We start from the raw sequence: 13,304 nt of genomic DNA, 5'->3' as shown, positions 1-13,304 counted from the left end.
AGGAAGGAACAGCATGACAGATGTAACCGTAAAATCGCTGGCAGCAGAAATTCAGACTTCGGTCGATCGCCTGGTACAGCAGTTTGCTGATGCGGGGATCCCAAAGTCTGAAAATGATGCGGTGACCCAGCATGAGAAAGAAACCTTACTGTCTCACCTGAAGCATGGTCAGGCCGGTTCAGGCAAACTGACCCTGCAGCGCAAAACGCGTAGTACCTTGAATATTCCTGGCACCGGGGGTAAAAGTAAATCGGTGCAAATCGAAGTCCGCAAAAAGCGCACGTATGTAAAAGGTGATGCAGAGTCTGAGCAAGCTCAGGCAGAAGCAGAAGCCGAGGCGCAGCGTGAAGCGGAAGAGCAGGCGCAACGCGAGGCCGCTGAACAGGCGCGTCGTGAAGCGGAACAAAAAGCGCAACGTGAAGCCGAAGAGAAAGCCAGGCGCGAAGCCGCTGAAAAGGCTAAGCGTGCAGCAGCGGAAAATGAGAAAGTGACTAATCAACCTACCGACGAAGTGACCAAGGCCGCCCAGTCCGATAAAGCACGTCGTGAAGCTGAAGCCGCTGAACTGAAGCGTAAAGCGGAAGAAGAAGCGCGTCGTAAGCTGGAAGAGGCTGCCCGCCTCGCCGCGGAAGAAGCCCGCCGTTTAGCCGAAGAAAAAGCGGCTGAATGGGAAAAGCCTGAAGAAGAGGATAAGGGCGACTATCACGTCACCACCTCAACACATGCCCGTCAGGCCGAAGACGAGAACGATCGTCAGGTCGAAGCGGGTCGTGCCCGCACGCGCAGTGCTAAAGCCGCGCGTCCGGTGAAAAAAGGCAACAAGCATTCAGAAGCCAAAACCGACCGCGAAGAAGCCCGTGCGCAGGTTCGTGGTGGTAAAGGTGGTAAGCATCGTAAGCCAAGCGCTCTGCAGCAGGGCTTCAACAAGCCAGCACAGGCGGTTAACCGCGATGTGGTGATTGGCGAAACCATCACCGTTGCTGAACTGGCTAACAAAATGGCCGTTAAAGGTTCACTGGTCATCAAAGCGATGATGAAAATGGGCGCTATGGCGACCATCAACCAGGTTATCGACCAGGAAACCGCACAGCTGGTTGCCGAAGAAATGGGCCACAAGGTGACCCTTCGTCGTGAAAACGAGCTGGAAGAAGCGGTAATGGACGATCGTGATACCGATGCAGCGCAGGAAGCGCGTGCGCCGGTCGTGACCATTATGGGCCACGTTGACCACGGTAAAACCTCACTGCTGGATTACATCCGCTCGACCAAAATCGCCTCTGGCGAAGCGGGCGGGATTACACAGCACATCGGTGCATACCACGTCGAAACCGACAACGGTATGATCACCTTCCTGGATACCCCGGGCCACGCCGCGTTTACCGCGATGCGTGCACGTGGTGCGCAGGCAACGGATATCGTTATCCTTGTGGTGGCGGCAGATGACGGTGTGATGCCACAAACCATCGAAGCGATTCAGCACGCCAAAGCCGCGAAAGTGCCGGTTGTGGTTGCTGTCAACAAGTGCGATAAGCCAGAAGCCGATCCGGATCGTGTTAAAAATGAACTGACACAGTACGGCATCATTCCGGAAGAGTGGGGCGGCGAAAACATGTTCGTCAACGTCTCTGCGAAAGCGGGTACCGGTATTGACGATCTGCTGAACGCGATTCTGCTGCAGGCAGAAGTGCTTGAGCTGACGGCCATTCGTGCCGGTATGGCCAGCGGCGTTGTGATCGAATCGTTCCTCGACAAAGGTCGTGGTCCGGTTGCGACCGTTCTGGTACGCGAAGGTACGCTGAACAAAGGCGATATCGTTCTTTGTGGCTTCGAATACGGCCGTGTTCGTGCAATGCGTGACGAACTGGGACGTGAAGTCATGGAAGCGGGCCCGTCTATCCCGGTTGAGATCCTCGGCTTGTCCGGTGTTCCGGCGGCAGGTGATGAAGCGACCGTGGTGCGTGACGAGAAGAAAGCCCGTGAAGTGGCACTGTATCGTCAGGGCAAATTCCGCGAAGTGAAACTGGCACGTCAGCAGAAATCTAAGCTGGAAAACATGTTTGCTAACATGACCGAAGGCGAAGTATCTGAACTGAACATCGTGCTGAAAGCCGACGTTCAGGGCTCTGTGGAAGCGATCTCCGACTCCCTGCTCAAACTCTCCACCGACGAAGTGAAGGTGAAGATTGTGGGTTCAGGCGTAGGTGGTATCACCGAAACCGACGCGACGCTGGCAGCCGCATCTAACGCGATTATCCTTGGCTTTAACGTCCGTGCGGACGCATCTGCGCGTCGCGTCATCGACGCTGAAAGCCTGGATCTGCGTTATTACTCCGTCATCTATAACCTGATTGACGAAGTGAAAGCCGCAATGAGCGGTATGCTGGCACCAGAGTACAAACAGCAGATCATCGGTCTGGCTGAAGTGCGTGACGTGTTCAAATCACCGAAATTTGGTGCTATCGCAGGTTGTATGGTGACGGAAGGTAACATCAAGCGTCACAACCCAATCCGCGTCCTGCGCGATAACGTGGTGATCTACGAAGGTGAGCTTGAATCACTGCGTCGCTTTAAAGATGACGTTAACGAAGTGCGTAACGGCATGGAGTGCGGTATCGGCGTGAAGAACTATAATGACGTTCGTGTCGGCGATATGATCGAAGTCTTCGAAGTGATTGAAGTTAAACGCACCATCGCTTAAGTCCTGGCGTTGATGATGCAATTTGGGAGGCCGCTGGCCTCCCGAATTATTTGGGAGAAATAAAAATGGCGAAAGAATTTGGCCGTCCGCAGCGTGTATCACAGGAGCTGCAAAAAGAGATTGCGATGATTCTGCAGCGTGAGATTAAAGATCCACGCCTTGGCATGATGGTGACCGTTTCGGGTGTTGAGGTATCACGTGACCTCGCTTACGCCAAAGTGTTTGTGACATTCCTCAACGATCAAGATGAAGAAGCCGTAAAAAATGGCCTGAAAGCGTTGAAAGAAGCCTCGGGTTATATCCGTACGCTGCTGGGTAAAGCCATGCGCCTGCGTATCGTGCCTGAACTGACCTTCTTCTACGATAACTCGTTGATTGAAGGGATGCGCATGTCCAACCTCGTGACTAACGTGGTGAAAAAAGACGTTGAGCGTCGTGGTCCAGAAACCACGGATGATGACGAGGAGGCGTAATGAGTCGTCCTCGTCGTCGCGGTCGCGACGTCCATGGCGTTTTGTTGCTGGATAAGCCACAAGGCATGTCGTCTAACGATGTTCTGCAGAAGGTGAAGCGCATTTTTAACGCTAACCGTGCAGGACACACAGGTGCACTTGATCCGCTGGCAACCGGCATGTTGCCGATCTGTCTGGGTGAAGCCACCAAGTTCTCGCAGTATCTGCTGGATTCCGATAAGCGTTATCGCGTGATTGCCCGGTTAGGTGAACGTACCGATACCTCCGATGCGGACGGGAACCGGGTACAAACTCGTCCCGTGACCTTTACCCAGGCCGATCTGGATACCGCACTGGACAGTTTTCGTGGTGACATTATGCAGGTGCCGTCGATGTTTTCAGCATTGAAACATCAGGGCCGGAAACTGTATGAATATGCCCGCGAAGGCATCACTATCGAACGTGAGCCCCGGCCGATCACCGTGTATGACTTGCAGTTTATTCGCTGGCAGGGCAGTGAGCTTGAGCTGGAAATTCACTGCTCTAAAGGTACGTACATCCGTACCATTATTGACGATTTGGGTGAAAAGCTGGGCTGCGGTGCGCATGTCATCATGCTGCGTCGTTTGCAGGTAGCACGCTATCCCTTCGAAAGAATGGTCACGCTGGAGCAGCTTCAGGCGTTGCAGGCAGAGGCGAACGCCTCAGGCGACGATCTGGCGTTACAGCTCGATCCTCTGCTGCTGCCCATGGACAGTCCGGCTGCGGATTTTCCTGCGGTCAACCTGTCAGCGGATGTGGCGGCCTACTTTAAACAGGGCCAGCCGGTGCATGCAAGTCAGGCACCTGACCAGGGGCTGGTTCGGGTCACCGAAGGTGAAACACGCAAGTTTATCGGTATGGCAGAAGTGGCCGACGATGGCCGGATTGCTCCACGCCGTTTAGTGGTTGAGTATCAGAATTAAGTTGTGCGCTTTTCATTAAGGGCATTTGCGTTGCCTTCTGGCGAAGAGTAGAATAGCGCGGCTTTAAAGCGGGATGCTGAATTAGAGATCGGCGCCCATACATTCATTTAACTGGAGTTTATTATGTCTCTAAGCGTAGAAGCTAAAGCAGAGATCGTTGCTAAATATGGTCGTGGTGCTAACGACAGCGGTTCAACTGAAGTTCAGGTTGCACTGTTGACCGCGCAGATCAGCCATCTGCAGGGCCACTTCTCTGAGCACAAAAAAGACCACCACAGCCGCCGCGGTCTGCTGCGCATGGTATCTCAGCGTCGTAAGCTGCTGGACTACCTGAAGCGTAAAGACGTTGCACGCTACAGCAGCCTGATCGAAAGCCTCGGTCTGCGTCGCTAAGTCTTAAAATCGGATCGTCTGGGATGCCACAAATGTGTGCTAAAACCCCTTTGGCGATCAGATTTGTGCGAGTTTCATGAAAAGGGGGCCTTTATGGCCCCTTTTTTCGAGCAATGCGCAGCAATCCTGAGCAAACTCATGTATTGTTGTTGGGTGTGATCTTTGTTTGCAGAGGTTCGCGCGGCTAATGAGAGGCTTTACCGCAGGGGCGGTTAAGGGTTGTCATTAGTCGCGAGGATGCAACGGAGATCGGTAATTAATGGCAGGCTCAAGATAGCACTGCCCCGATGTTAAGGACTTTGATTTTGCTTAATCCGATCGTACGCAAATTCCAATATGGTCAACATACCGTCACGCTGGAAACCGGCATGATGGCTCGCCAGGCGACTGCCGCCGTTATGGTGAGCATGGATGACACCGCTGTTTTTGTCACCGTTGTTGGCCAGAAAAAAACCAAACCAGGCCAGGACTTCTTCCCACTGACCGTTAACTATCAGGAGCGTACTTACGCTGCTGGTCGTATCCCGGGCAGCTTCTTCCGTCGCGAAGGTCGTCCAAGCGAAGGTGAAACGCTGATTTCACGTCTGATTGACCGTCCGGTGCGTCCTCTGTTCCCGGAAGGGTTTGTTAACGAAGTTCAGGTGATTGCGACCGTTGTTTCGGTCAACCCACAGGTTCACCCAGACATCGTTGCGATGATCGGTGCCTCTGCCGCGCTGGCGCTGTCGGGTCTGCCTTTCAATGGCCCAATCGGTGCGGCGCGTGTGGGTTATATCAATGACCAGTACGTACTGAACCCAACGGCTGACGAACTGAAAACGTCACGTCTGGATCTGGTGGTTGCTGGTACGCAGAACGCCGTTCTGATGGTGGAATCTGAAGCAGAAATCCTGTCTGAAGAACAAATGCTGGGTGCTGTGGTGTTCGGCCACGATCAGCAGCAGGTGGTGATTGAAAACATTAATGCACTGGTCGCTGAAGCGGGCAAACCGCGTTGGGACTGGCAGCCAGAAGCGGCCAATACCGCACTGATTTCACGTGTCGCGGCCCTGGCTGAAGCGCGTATCAGCGATGCGTACCGTATCACTGACAAGCAAGCGCGTTATGCCCAGGTTGACGCCATCAAAGACGAAACCATCGCGGCGCTGCTGGCGGAAGACGAATCCCTGGATGCGGCTGAAATCGGTGATATCGTGCACAGCCTGGAGAAGACGGTTGTTCGTACCCGTATTCTGAACGGCGAGCCGCGTATCGATGGCCGTGAAAAAGACATGATTCGTGGTCTGGACGTGCGGACCGGCGTACTGCCGCGTACCCATGGTTCAGCCCTGTTCACCCGTGGTGAAACACAGGCGCTGGTGACCGCAACGCTGGGTACCACCCGCGATGCGCAGAACCTGGATGAACTGATGGGTGAGCGTACCGACAGCTTCCTGTTCCACTACAACTTCCCTCCCTACTCAGTAGGTGAAACCGGTATGGTGGGCTCGCCTAAGCGTCGTGAAATTGGTCACGGTCGTCTGGCGAAGCGCGGCGTGTTGGCCGTAATGCCAAAAGTGGAAGATTTCCCTTACACCGTTCGTGTCGTGTCTGAAATCACTGAATCAAACGGTTCATCTTCTATGGCTTCCGTCTGTGGTGCTTCTCTGGCGCTGATGGACGCGGGCGTACCTATTAAAGCGTCTGTTGCCGGTATCGCGATGGGCCTGGTAAAAGAAGACGACAAATTTGTTGTTCTGTCTGACATTCTGGGTGATGAAGATCACCTGGGTGATATGGACTTCAAAGTGGCGGGTAGCCGTGACGGTATCACCGCGCTGCAGATGGACATCAAAATTGAAGGCATCACCCGCGAGATCATGCAGGTAGCGCTGAATCAGGCCAAAGGTGCACGTCTGCACATTCTGGGCGTGATGGAGCAGGCTATCAGCACGCCGCGTCAGGAAATCTCTGAGTTCGCACCGCGCATTTACACCATCAAGATCAGTTCAGATAAGATCAAAGATGTGATCGGTAAAGGCGGTTCTGTTATCCGTGCGCTGACCGAAGAAACCGGCACCACCATCGAAATCGAAGATGACGGTACGGTGAAAATCGCAGCAACTGATGGCCTGAAAGCGAAAGAAGCGATTCGTCGCATCGAAGAGATCACCGCTGAAATCGAAGTGGGCCGCATTTACAGCGGTAAAGTCACGCGCATTGTCGATTTCGGTGCTTTCGTTGCTATCGGCGGCGGTAAAGAAGGTCTGGTGCACATTTCACAAATCGCTGATAAGCGCGTTGAGAAAGTGACGGATTATCTGCAGATGGGTCAGGAAGTACCGGTGAAGGTGATGGAAGTGGATCGCCAGGGCCGTGTCCGTCTGAGCATCAAAGAAGCGACAGAAACCAAGCCTGAGGCTGTTGCAGCTGAGAGCGCACCTGACGCTGAATAAGTCTTTCCTGATTTGCCTCTCCTTGCCTGGCAGGGGGAGGCTTTTGTGTCATCGCGAGGGCAGGAATCCTTGTGCACAGCAGGCGGATAACAGGACGGTTGTCCCAATGTTTGTATTCGGGAGTGGGAAATGAAGCCTTTTTTGCGCTGGTGTTTTGTTGCGACAGCTTTGACGCTGGCAGGATGCAGCAACTCCAATTGGCGTAAGAACGAAGTTCTTGCAGTACCTTTACAGCCCACACTGCAGCAGGAAGTGATTCTGGCTCGCATGGAACAAATTCTTGCCAGTCGAGCCCTTACCGATGATGAACGCGCACAGCTGTTATATGAGCGCGGAGTGTTGTATGATAGTCTGGGTCTGAGGGCATTAGCGCGGAACGATTTTTCGCAAGCGCTGTCTATAAGACCTGATATGCCAGAAGTGTTTAACTATCTTGGTATATACTTAACGCAGGCGGGCAACTATGATGCCGCCTATGAAGCGTTTGATTCTGTACTTGAGCTTGATCCAACTTACAACTATGCGCATTTAAATCGTGGTATCGCCCTCTATTACGGTGGTCGATACAAGTTAGCGCAAGATGATCTGCTGGCGTTTTATCAAGACGATCCTAACGATCCTTTCCGTAGCTTGTGGCTCTATCTTGTTGAAAGCAAGATGGACGCAGCCAAAGCAAAAGTGGCGCTTAAACAGCGTTACGATAAAGCGGTTAAGGACCAATGGGGATGGAATATTGTCGAGTTCTACCTGGGCGACATCAGCGAAGCAACACTGATGGAACGTCTCAAGGCGGACGCAACGGATAACACCTCGCTCGCTGAACATCTCAGTGAAACCAACTTCTATTTAGGTAAGTATTACCTAAGTCTGGGGGAGAAGGACAACGCAGAAGCGTTGTTCAAACTGGCGGTCGCCAACAACGTGAATAACTTTGTTGAACACCGATACGCATTGTTGGAACTGGCGCTACTCGGCCAGGCACAAGACGATTTATCAGAATCTGACCAGCAATAGCTGACGAACTTTTTTGCCTGTAAACCTGTCAAGTCATCATCTTCAGGGATGAGGGCTTTTCTGTTCGTCAAAACTTCTAATTTGAGCCGGTTCACACTTTTTGATGAAAATGACTGAAAGTTTTCACGACGAGTTATGTAGACTGGCCGCCGCAATCAACGAGGCACGTGTACTACATGACTGATATTCAAACCACTTTTGCAGACCTTGGCCTGAACGCCGACATCCTTGAATCACTGAACGGCATGGGCTACGTAAAGCCATCCCCAATCCAGGCTGAGTGTATTCCTCACCTGTTGGCGGGCCGTGACGTGTTAGGCATGGCGCAGACCGGGAGTGGTAAAACGGCAGCGTTCTCTCTGCCGCTGTTAAACAACATTGATCCGACTATTAAAGCACCGCAAATTTTGGTGCTGGCTCCGACCCGCGAACTGGCGGTTCAGGTTGCTGAAGCGATGACCGAATTCTCTAAGCACATGCGCGGTCTGAACGTAGTTGCCCTTTACGGCGGCCAGCGTTATGACGTGCAGCTGCGTGCTCTGCGCCAGGGACCCCAGGTTGTTGTGGGCACCCCAGGTCGTCTGCTGGATCACCTGAAGCGTGGCACGTTAGATCTGTCTAATCTGCGTGGTCTGGTGCTGGACGAAGCAGATGAAATGTTACGTATGGGCTTCATCGAAGACGTTGAAACCATCATGGCGCAGATCCCGGAAGGTCATCAGACCGCGCTGTTCTCTGCCACCATGCCAGAAGCGATTCGTCGCATCACCAAGCGTTTCATGAAAGATCCGCAGGAAGTGCGTATTCAGTCGAGCCTGACAACGCGTCCTGACATCAGCCAGAGCTACTGGACGGCTTACGGCCGTAAAACCGATGCACTGGTTCGCTTCCTGGAAGCAGAAGATTTTGATGCGGCGATCATCTTCGTTCGTACCAAAAATGCCACTCTGGAAGTCGCAGAAGCGCTGGAGCGTAGCGGTTACAACAGCGCGGCCCTGAACGGTGATATGAACCAGGCCCTGCGTGAGCAGACGCTGGAGCGTTTGAAAGATGGTCGTCTGGACATCCTGATCGCGACTGACGTTGCGGCTCGTGGCCTGGACGTTGAGCGTATCAGCCTGGTTGTTAACTACGATATCCCGATGGACGCCGAATCTTACGTTCACCGTATTGGCCGTACGGGTCGTGCGGGTCGTGCGGGGCGCGCACTGCTGTTCGTTGAGAACCGCGAGCGTCGTCTGCTGCGCAACATCGAACGCACCATGAAGCTGACTATTCCGGAAGTTGAGCTGCCAAACGCAGAGCTGCTGGGTCAGCGTCGTCTGGCTAAGTTTGCCGCGAAAGTTCAGCAGCAACTGGAAAGCAGCGATCTGGAACAGTACCGTGCACTGCTGACCAAAATGCAGCCTGAAGAAGAGCTGGATATCGAAACGCTGGCTGCCGCCCTGCTGAAAATGGCACAGGGTGAGCGTCCGCTGATCGTACCTGCTGACGCACCGCGTCCTCCGCGCCGCGAATTCCGTGAGCGTGATGATCGTCGCGACAGCCGTGGTCCACGTGACAGCCGTGATGGCGATCGTCCACGTCGTGAGCGTCGCGATGTTGGCGACATGCAGCTGTATCGCATTGAAGTGGGCCGTGATGACGGTGTTGAAGTTCGTCACATCGTTGGCGCGATTGCTAACGAAGGCGACATCAGCAGCCGTTACATCGGTAACATCAAACTGTTTGGTACGCACTCGACGATCGAACTGCCGAAAGGCATGCCGGGCGATGTCCTGCAGCACTTTACCCGTACGCGTATTCTCAACAAGCCGATGAATATGCAACTGCTGGGTGATGCACAGCCGCATGAAGGTGGCCGTGGTGAGCGTCGTTCAGGTTCTGGCGAGCGTCGTGGTCCTCGTCCTGAAGGTCAGGGCCGTCGTTTCTCTTCTGAGCGCCGTGAAGGTGGACGCAGCTTTAACCGTGAAGGCGGTCGTGGTCCACGTCGTGAAGACGGTGCTGCTGCACCTCGTCGTCGTGACGCATAAGCGAGACGATTTCGCATGATAAAAAGGGAAGCCTGCGGGCTTCCCTTTTTTTTGCCCTTGCGGTAAATCCCTGTCAGGGCAGACCGGCTGAGACAGCGGGGAAGCAAGATAAGTAAAGGGAAGCCAGCAGGCTTCCCTTTTTGTCTTTGTCTTTTACCTGGCGCGAAACAGAGCGAGGCGTTTACAGCCCGCGTGCCGCCTCCATCGCCAGCTTAAAGGAGTGCAGACGTGCATCGGTATCGTAAATCTGACCGTTAACCATGATCTCATCGGCCTGCGTTTCACGCAGCAGCGAGGCCAGACCGTGACGCACTTTATCCACGTCCCCGACCAGCGACATGCTCAGAGCCTGCTGGACGCCATACTGTTCTGACGGCGACCAGAGGCTGTCCATGTTCTGCACCGGGGCAGGTAACGGACCGGGCTTGCCGCGACGCAAATTAATAAACTGCTGCTGCATTGAGGTAAACAGAAAACGGGCGTCGCTTTCCGTATCCGCCGCCACGATGTTAATGCAGACGGTAGCATAAGGTTCAGCAAGGCGGGCTGACGGTGTAAAGTTTTCACGATAAACATGCAGAGCCTGGAACAGCTGGTCCGGTGCGAAATGCGAGGCAAACGCAAACGGCAGCCCCATTTTGGCCGAGAGCTGGGCGCTGTACAGGCTGGAACCCAGTAACCAGACGGGAATTTTCATCCCTAAACCAGGTACCGGCTGAACAGGCGGCTGTGCGCCAGCTTCTGCATCAAACCAGTGAATCAGCTCGGCCACATCATCCGGAAACGTATCGGCCTGCATGCCTGACAGGTTGCGACGTAAAGCCAGCATTGTGCGCTGATCCGATCCTGGCGCACGGCCTAATCCCAGATCGATGCGATCGGGATACAGCGATGCCAGGGTGCCGAACTGTTCTGCGATCACCAGCGGCGCGTGATTGGGCAACATAATGCCGCCAGAGCCCAGACGCAGCGTCGTGGTGTTTGCGGCTAGATAGCCGATTAACACGGCTGTGGCGGCGCTGGCGATGCCGGTCATATTATGGTGCTCAGCTAACCAGTAACGTTCAAATCCCAGAGCTTCGGCCTGACGTGCCAGCGCAAGTGAATTCTGAAACGCATCACGTGGCGTAGCGCCCTGAGGAACAGGGGCAAGATCGAGTACAGAGAGGCGAACGTTTTTTTTCTCAGACATGGGTACTCCAGAGGTTATAGCGCAGGTTTCATACCCTGCACTATTAAGTATTGCGCAACATTCGCTATATTAAAACGCTTTACGCCCACTCTCTGTTGCCTGTATGTGCGTTTCAGTCGGTGGTCTGTAAAACCATCCCCGGCAGTTTACGCCAGTAGCCATTGCAGTCCCGGTTTTTCTCGATCGCTAACGGGGCCTGGCCCGCTTCGTTGTCGCGAAAACGGTCAACAAGGCTTAAGGTTTCCTCGCTTTGTGGTGAAAGTCGCACAATATCGACACAATTGTGCATGCTTACCAGATCGTTGCCCAGGTTGTAACAGTAGCCACTCAGCGTCTGAATACCGTTCAGAACGAAAACCTGTTGTTGCTCCTGCGAAAGCACCCTGCGTCCGTTCGGATAATGACGGCAGCAGGTTTCGCAGTCATCTTTAGCGCGATTCTCCGAGCGGGCCGTAAAGCATCGCGCTGACAGAGCCAGCGGTAAATGCCCATAGGCCAGCACCTCGACTTCAAACTGTTCGCGAATACCGCGTGTTTCGCACTGCGCCAGCAGAGTTAACAACCAGTCTCGTGGCATTTCAACGGGCAGGCACCAGCGCGTCATACCTTCTTTCACCAGCAGATGTAAGGTGTCAGCGTTATAAACGTTCAGGGTAGGACCGGCGACAAAGGGCAGCTTGCGCTCCGCCGCCATGTTGACCGTCCCCATGTCGTTGGCCTCGATAAGAAACTCGCCATTTTCGACATAACGCTGTAACTCTTTCAGTTCGGATGGAGATTGCAGCAGCGCCAGCGTGCTCACGACAACCTGCTTGCCGCTGGCAGCCAGCTCACGTGCTAAATCCATCCAGGCGGCAAACGAGGTTGCGCGGCGCTTGCTGCATACGGTTTCGCCCAGGTAAATGATGTCGGCACTGCTTTGAGCGGCGAGATGGTAAAAGTGTTGCAGTGTGTCGCCAGGCCAGTACCACAGCACCGGGCCAAGGGAATATTTCATGCTGCCTCCTTATTGCCAGTCACGATGGTAAGCACCTAACGTGGTTTGCGTTCCTTCAGACAGCGCCCCTAATGTCTGCATCCATTTCTCGCTGACATCAAAGCTATCCGGCGCGGCCTGACAGCGATTGATCGCCTGACGCCAGACGCGCGCCACCTCAGAAATATAGGCGGGGCTGCGCTGACGGCCTTCAATCTTCACTGAGGCAATGCCCGCCCGCAGCAGCTCAGGCAGCAGTTCCAGGGTATTCAGGCTGGTGGGCTCTTCCAGCACGTGGTAGCGCTGTTCGTCGATCTCGTAACGCCCTTTACACAGGGTGGGATAACCCGCGCTTTCATCCGCACCGTAGCGGTCAACCAATACGTCATTCAGGCGCACCTCCATTCCGGCAGGCGTTTGCTGCCAGCGCACAAACTTCGCCGGCGAGCAGGCACCTTTGCTGTTTGGCGATTCCCCTGTGAGCCAGGAGGACAGGTAGCAGCGACCTTCGGCCATAATACACAGGCTGCCAAAGGCAAATACTTCCAGCGGGACTGGCGAACTGCGCGCCAGTTGTTTTACCTGATGGAGGGATAAAACACGGGGCAGCACTACGCGATGCAAAGTGAAATGACGGTGATAAAAATGGATGGCTTCCAGATTGGTGGCCGAGGCCTGAACGGACAAGTGTCGCGCTATGTGTGGATAGCGTTCGCGGGCATAGGCCAGCGTGGCGATATCGGCCAGTATCAGCGCATCCGCTCCACAGTCCGCCGCCACATCAATGGCCCGCTGCCAGCGATGCACGCTATCAGGGTGTGCAAAGGTATTAATGGCAACGTGCAGTTTGCGACGATGCTGATGTAAGTAACAGGCTGCTTCACGTAATTTCTTATCCGTAAAGTTTAGCCCGGCAAAATGACGCGCATTGGTATCGTCTTTTAGCCCGACATAGACCGCATCGGCCCCATTCTCAACGGCGGCGCGCAGGGCTGGCAGGCTCCCGGCCGGACACAGCAACTCCATACCCAATCCTCTCGACATACAGATGGAGCCCGAGTCTAGTCATGCCGCGTTGCGCAAATCTTGATTTGGGGCAGGGAAAGCCGTTTTGATGCGTGAGGCTGACGTATTTTTAATCGGTCA

Annotated in this window: 11 protein-coding genes; 8 read left to right on the top strand and 3 right to left on the bottom strand. The window is 54.2% G+C overall.

Features of this window, described 5'->3' with window-relative positions; all coding sequences use genetic code 11:
* Positions 1-13: 13 nt before the first annotated feature.
* The 8 genes from infB (at position 14) to C1N58_RS15495 (ending at position 9,990) form a co-directional block, all read left to right on the top strand.
* Entirely contained in the window at positions 14-2,698 is a 2,685-nt protein-coding gene (gene infB / locus C1N58_RS15530; RefSeq protein WP_028723648.1) for a translation initiation factor IF-2, read from the top strand.
* Between the two features lie 65 nt (positions 2,699-2,763).
* Positions 2,764-3,171, top strand: a complete 408-nt coding sequence (gene rbfA / locus C1N58_RS15525; protein ID WP_006121764.1) for a 30S ribosome-binding factor RbfA — start codon at positions 2,764-2,766, stop codon at positions 3,169-3,171.
* Positions 3,171-4,115 carry a tRNA pseudouridine(55) synthase TruB gene (gene truB, locus C1N58_RS15520; protein ID WP_006121765.1) on the top strand — a complete coding sequence of 315 codons (945 nt, stop codon included), beginning with the start codon at positions 3,171-3,173 and terminating at the stop codon, positions 4,113-4,115. The genes rbfA and truB overlap by 1 nt, the downstream gene beginning before the upstream one ends.
* A 123-nt stretch (positions 4,116-4,238) precedes the next feature.
* The gene (gene rpsO / locus C1N58_RS15515) at positions 4,239-4,508 is read left to right on the top strand and encodes a 30S ribosomal protein S15 (RefSeq protein WP_006121766.1); all 270 of its coding nucleotides are present in this window, start codon (positions 4,239-4,241) and stop codon (positions 4,506-4,508) included.
* 305 nt (positions 4,509-4,813) lie between these two features.
* The gene (gene pnp, locus C1N58_RS15510) at positions 4,814-6,943 is read left to right on the top strand and encodes a polyribonucleotide nucleotidyltransferase (protein WP_006121767.1); all 2,130 of its coding nucleotides are present in this window, start codon (positions 4,814-4,816) and stop codon (positions 6,941-6,943) included.
* A gap of 129 nt (positions 6,944-7,072) precedes the next feature.
* Positions 7,073-7,957 (top strand): lipoprotein NlpI, encoded by an 885-nt coding sequence (gene nlpI / locus C1N58_RS15505; protein WP_033739194.1) that lies wholly within the window; start codon positions 7,073-7,075, stop codon positions 7,955-7,957.
* Between the two features lie 103 nt (positions 7,958-8,060).
* The gene (gene yrbN, locus C1N58_RS15500; protein ID WP_100208641.1) at positions 8,061-8,141 is read left to right on the top strand and encodes a protein YrbN; all 81 of its coding nucleotides are present in this window, start codon (positions 8,061-8,063) and stop codon (positions 8,139-8,141) included.
* Entirely contained in the window at positions 8,134-9,990 is a 1,857-nt protein-coding gene (locus C1N58_RS15495; protein WP_054634600.1) for a DEAD/DEAH family ATP-dependent RNA helicase, read from the top strand. Before yrbN ends, C1N58_RS15495 begins: the two co-directional genes overlap by 8 nt.
* A gap of 181 nt (positions 9,991-10,171) precedes the next feature.
* On the opposite strand, the gene C1N58_RS15490 is transcribed toward C1N58_RS15495, so the two are convergent.
* The 3 genes from C1N58_RS15490 to C1N58_RS15480 form a co-directional block, all read right to left on the bottom strand.
* Positions 10,172-11,182 carry a luciferase-like monooxygenase gene (locus tag C1N58_RS15490; RefSeq protein ID WP_006121770.1) on the bottom strand — a complete coding sequence of 337 codons (1,011 nt, stop codon included), beginning with the start codon at positions 11,180-11,182 and terminating at the stop codon, positions 10,172-10,174.
* A 112-nt stretch (positions 11,183-11,294) separates the two neighbouring features.
* A complete protein-coding gene (locus C1N58_RS15485) occupies positions 11,295-12,179 on the bottom strand; it encodes a U32 family peptidase (protein WP_162286120.1) in 885 nt (294 codons plus the stop codon).
* A 9-nt stretch (positions 12,180-12,188) separates the two neighbouring features.
* Positions 12,189-13,184, bottom strand: a complete 996-nt coding sequence (locus C1N58_RS15480; RefSeq protein ID WP_262959876.1) for a ubiquinone anaerobic biosynthesis protein UbiU — start codon at positions 13,182-13,184, stop codon at positions 12,189-12,191.
* Positions 13,185-13,304: the final 120 nt, after the last annotated feature.

Source organism: Pantoea sp. SGAir0180, from assembly GCF_043546245.1.
This window is presented reverse-complemented; position numbering and strand designations above follow the sequence as displayed.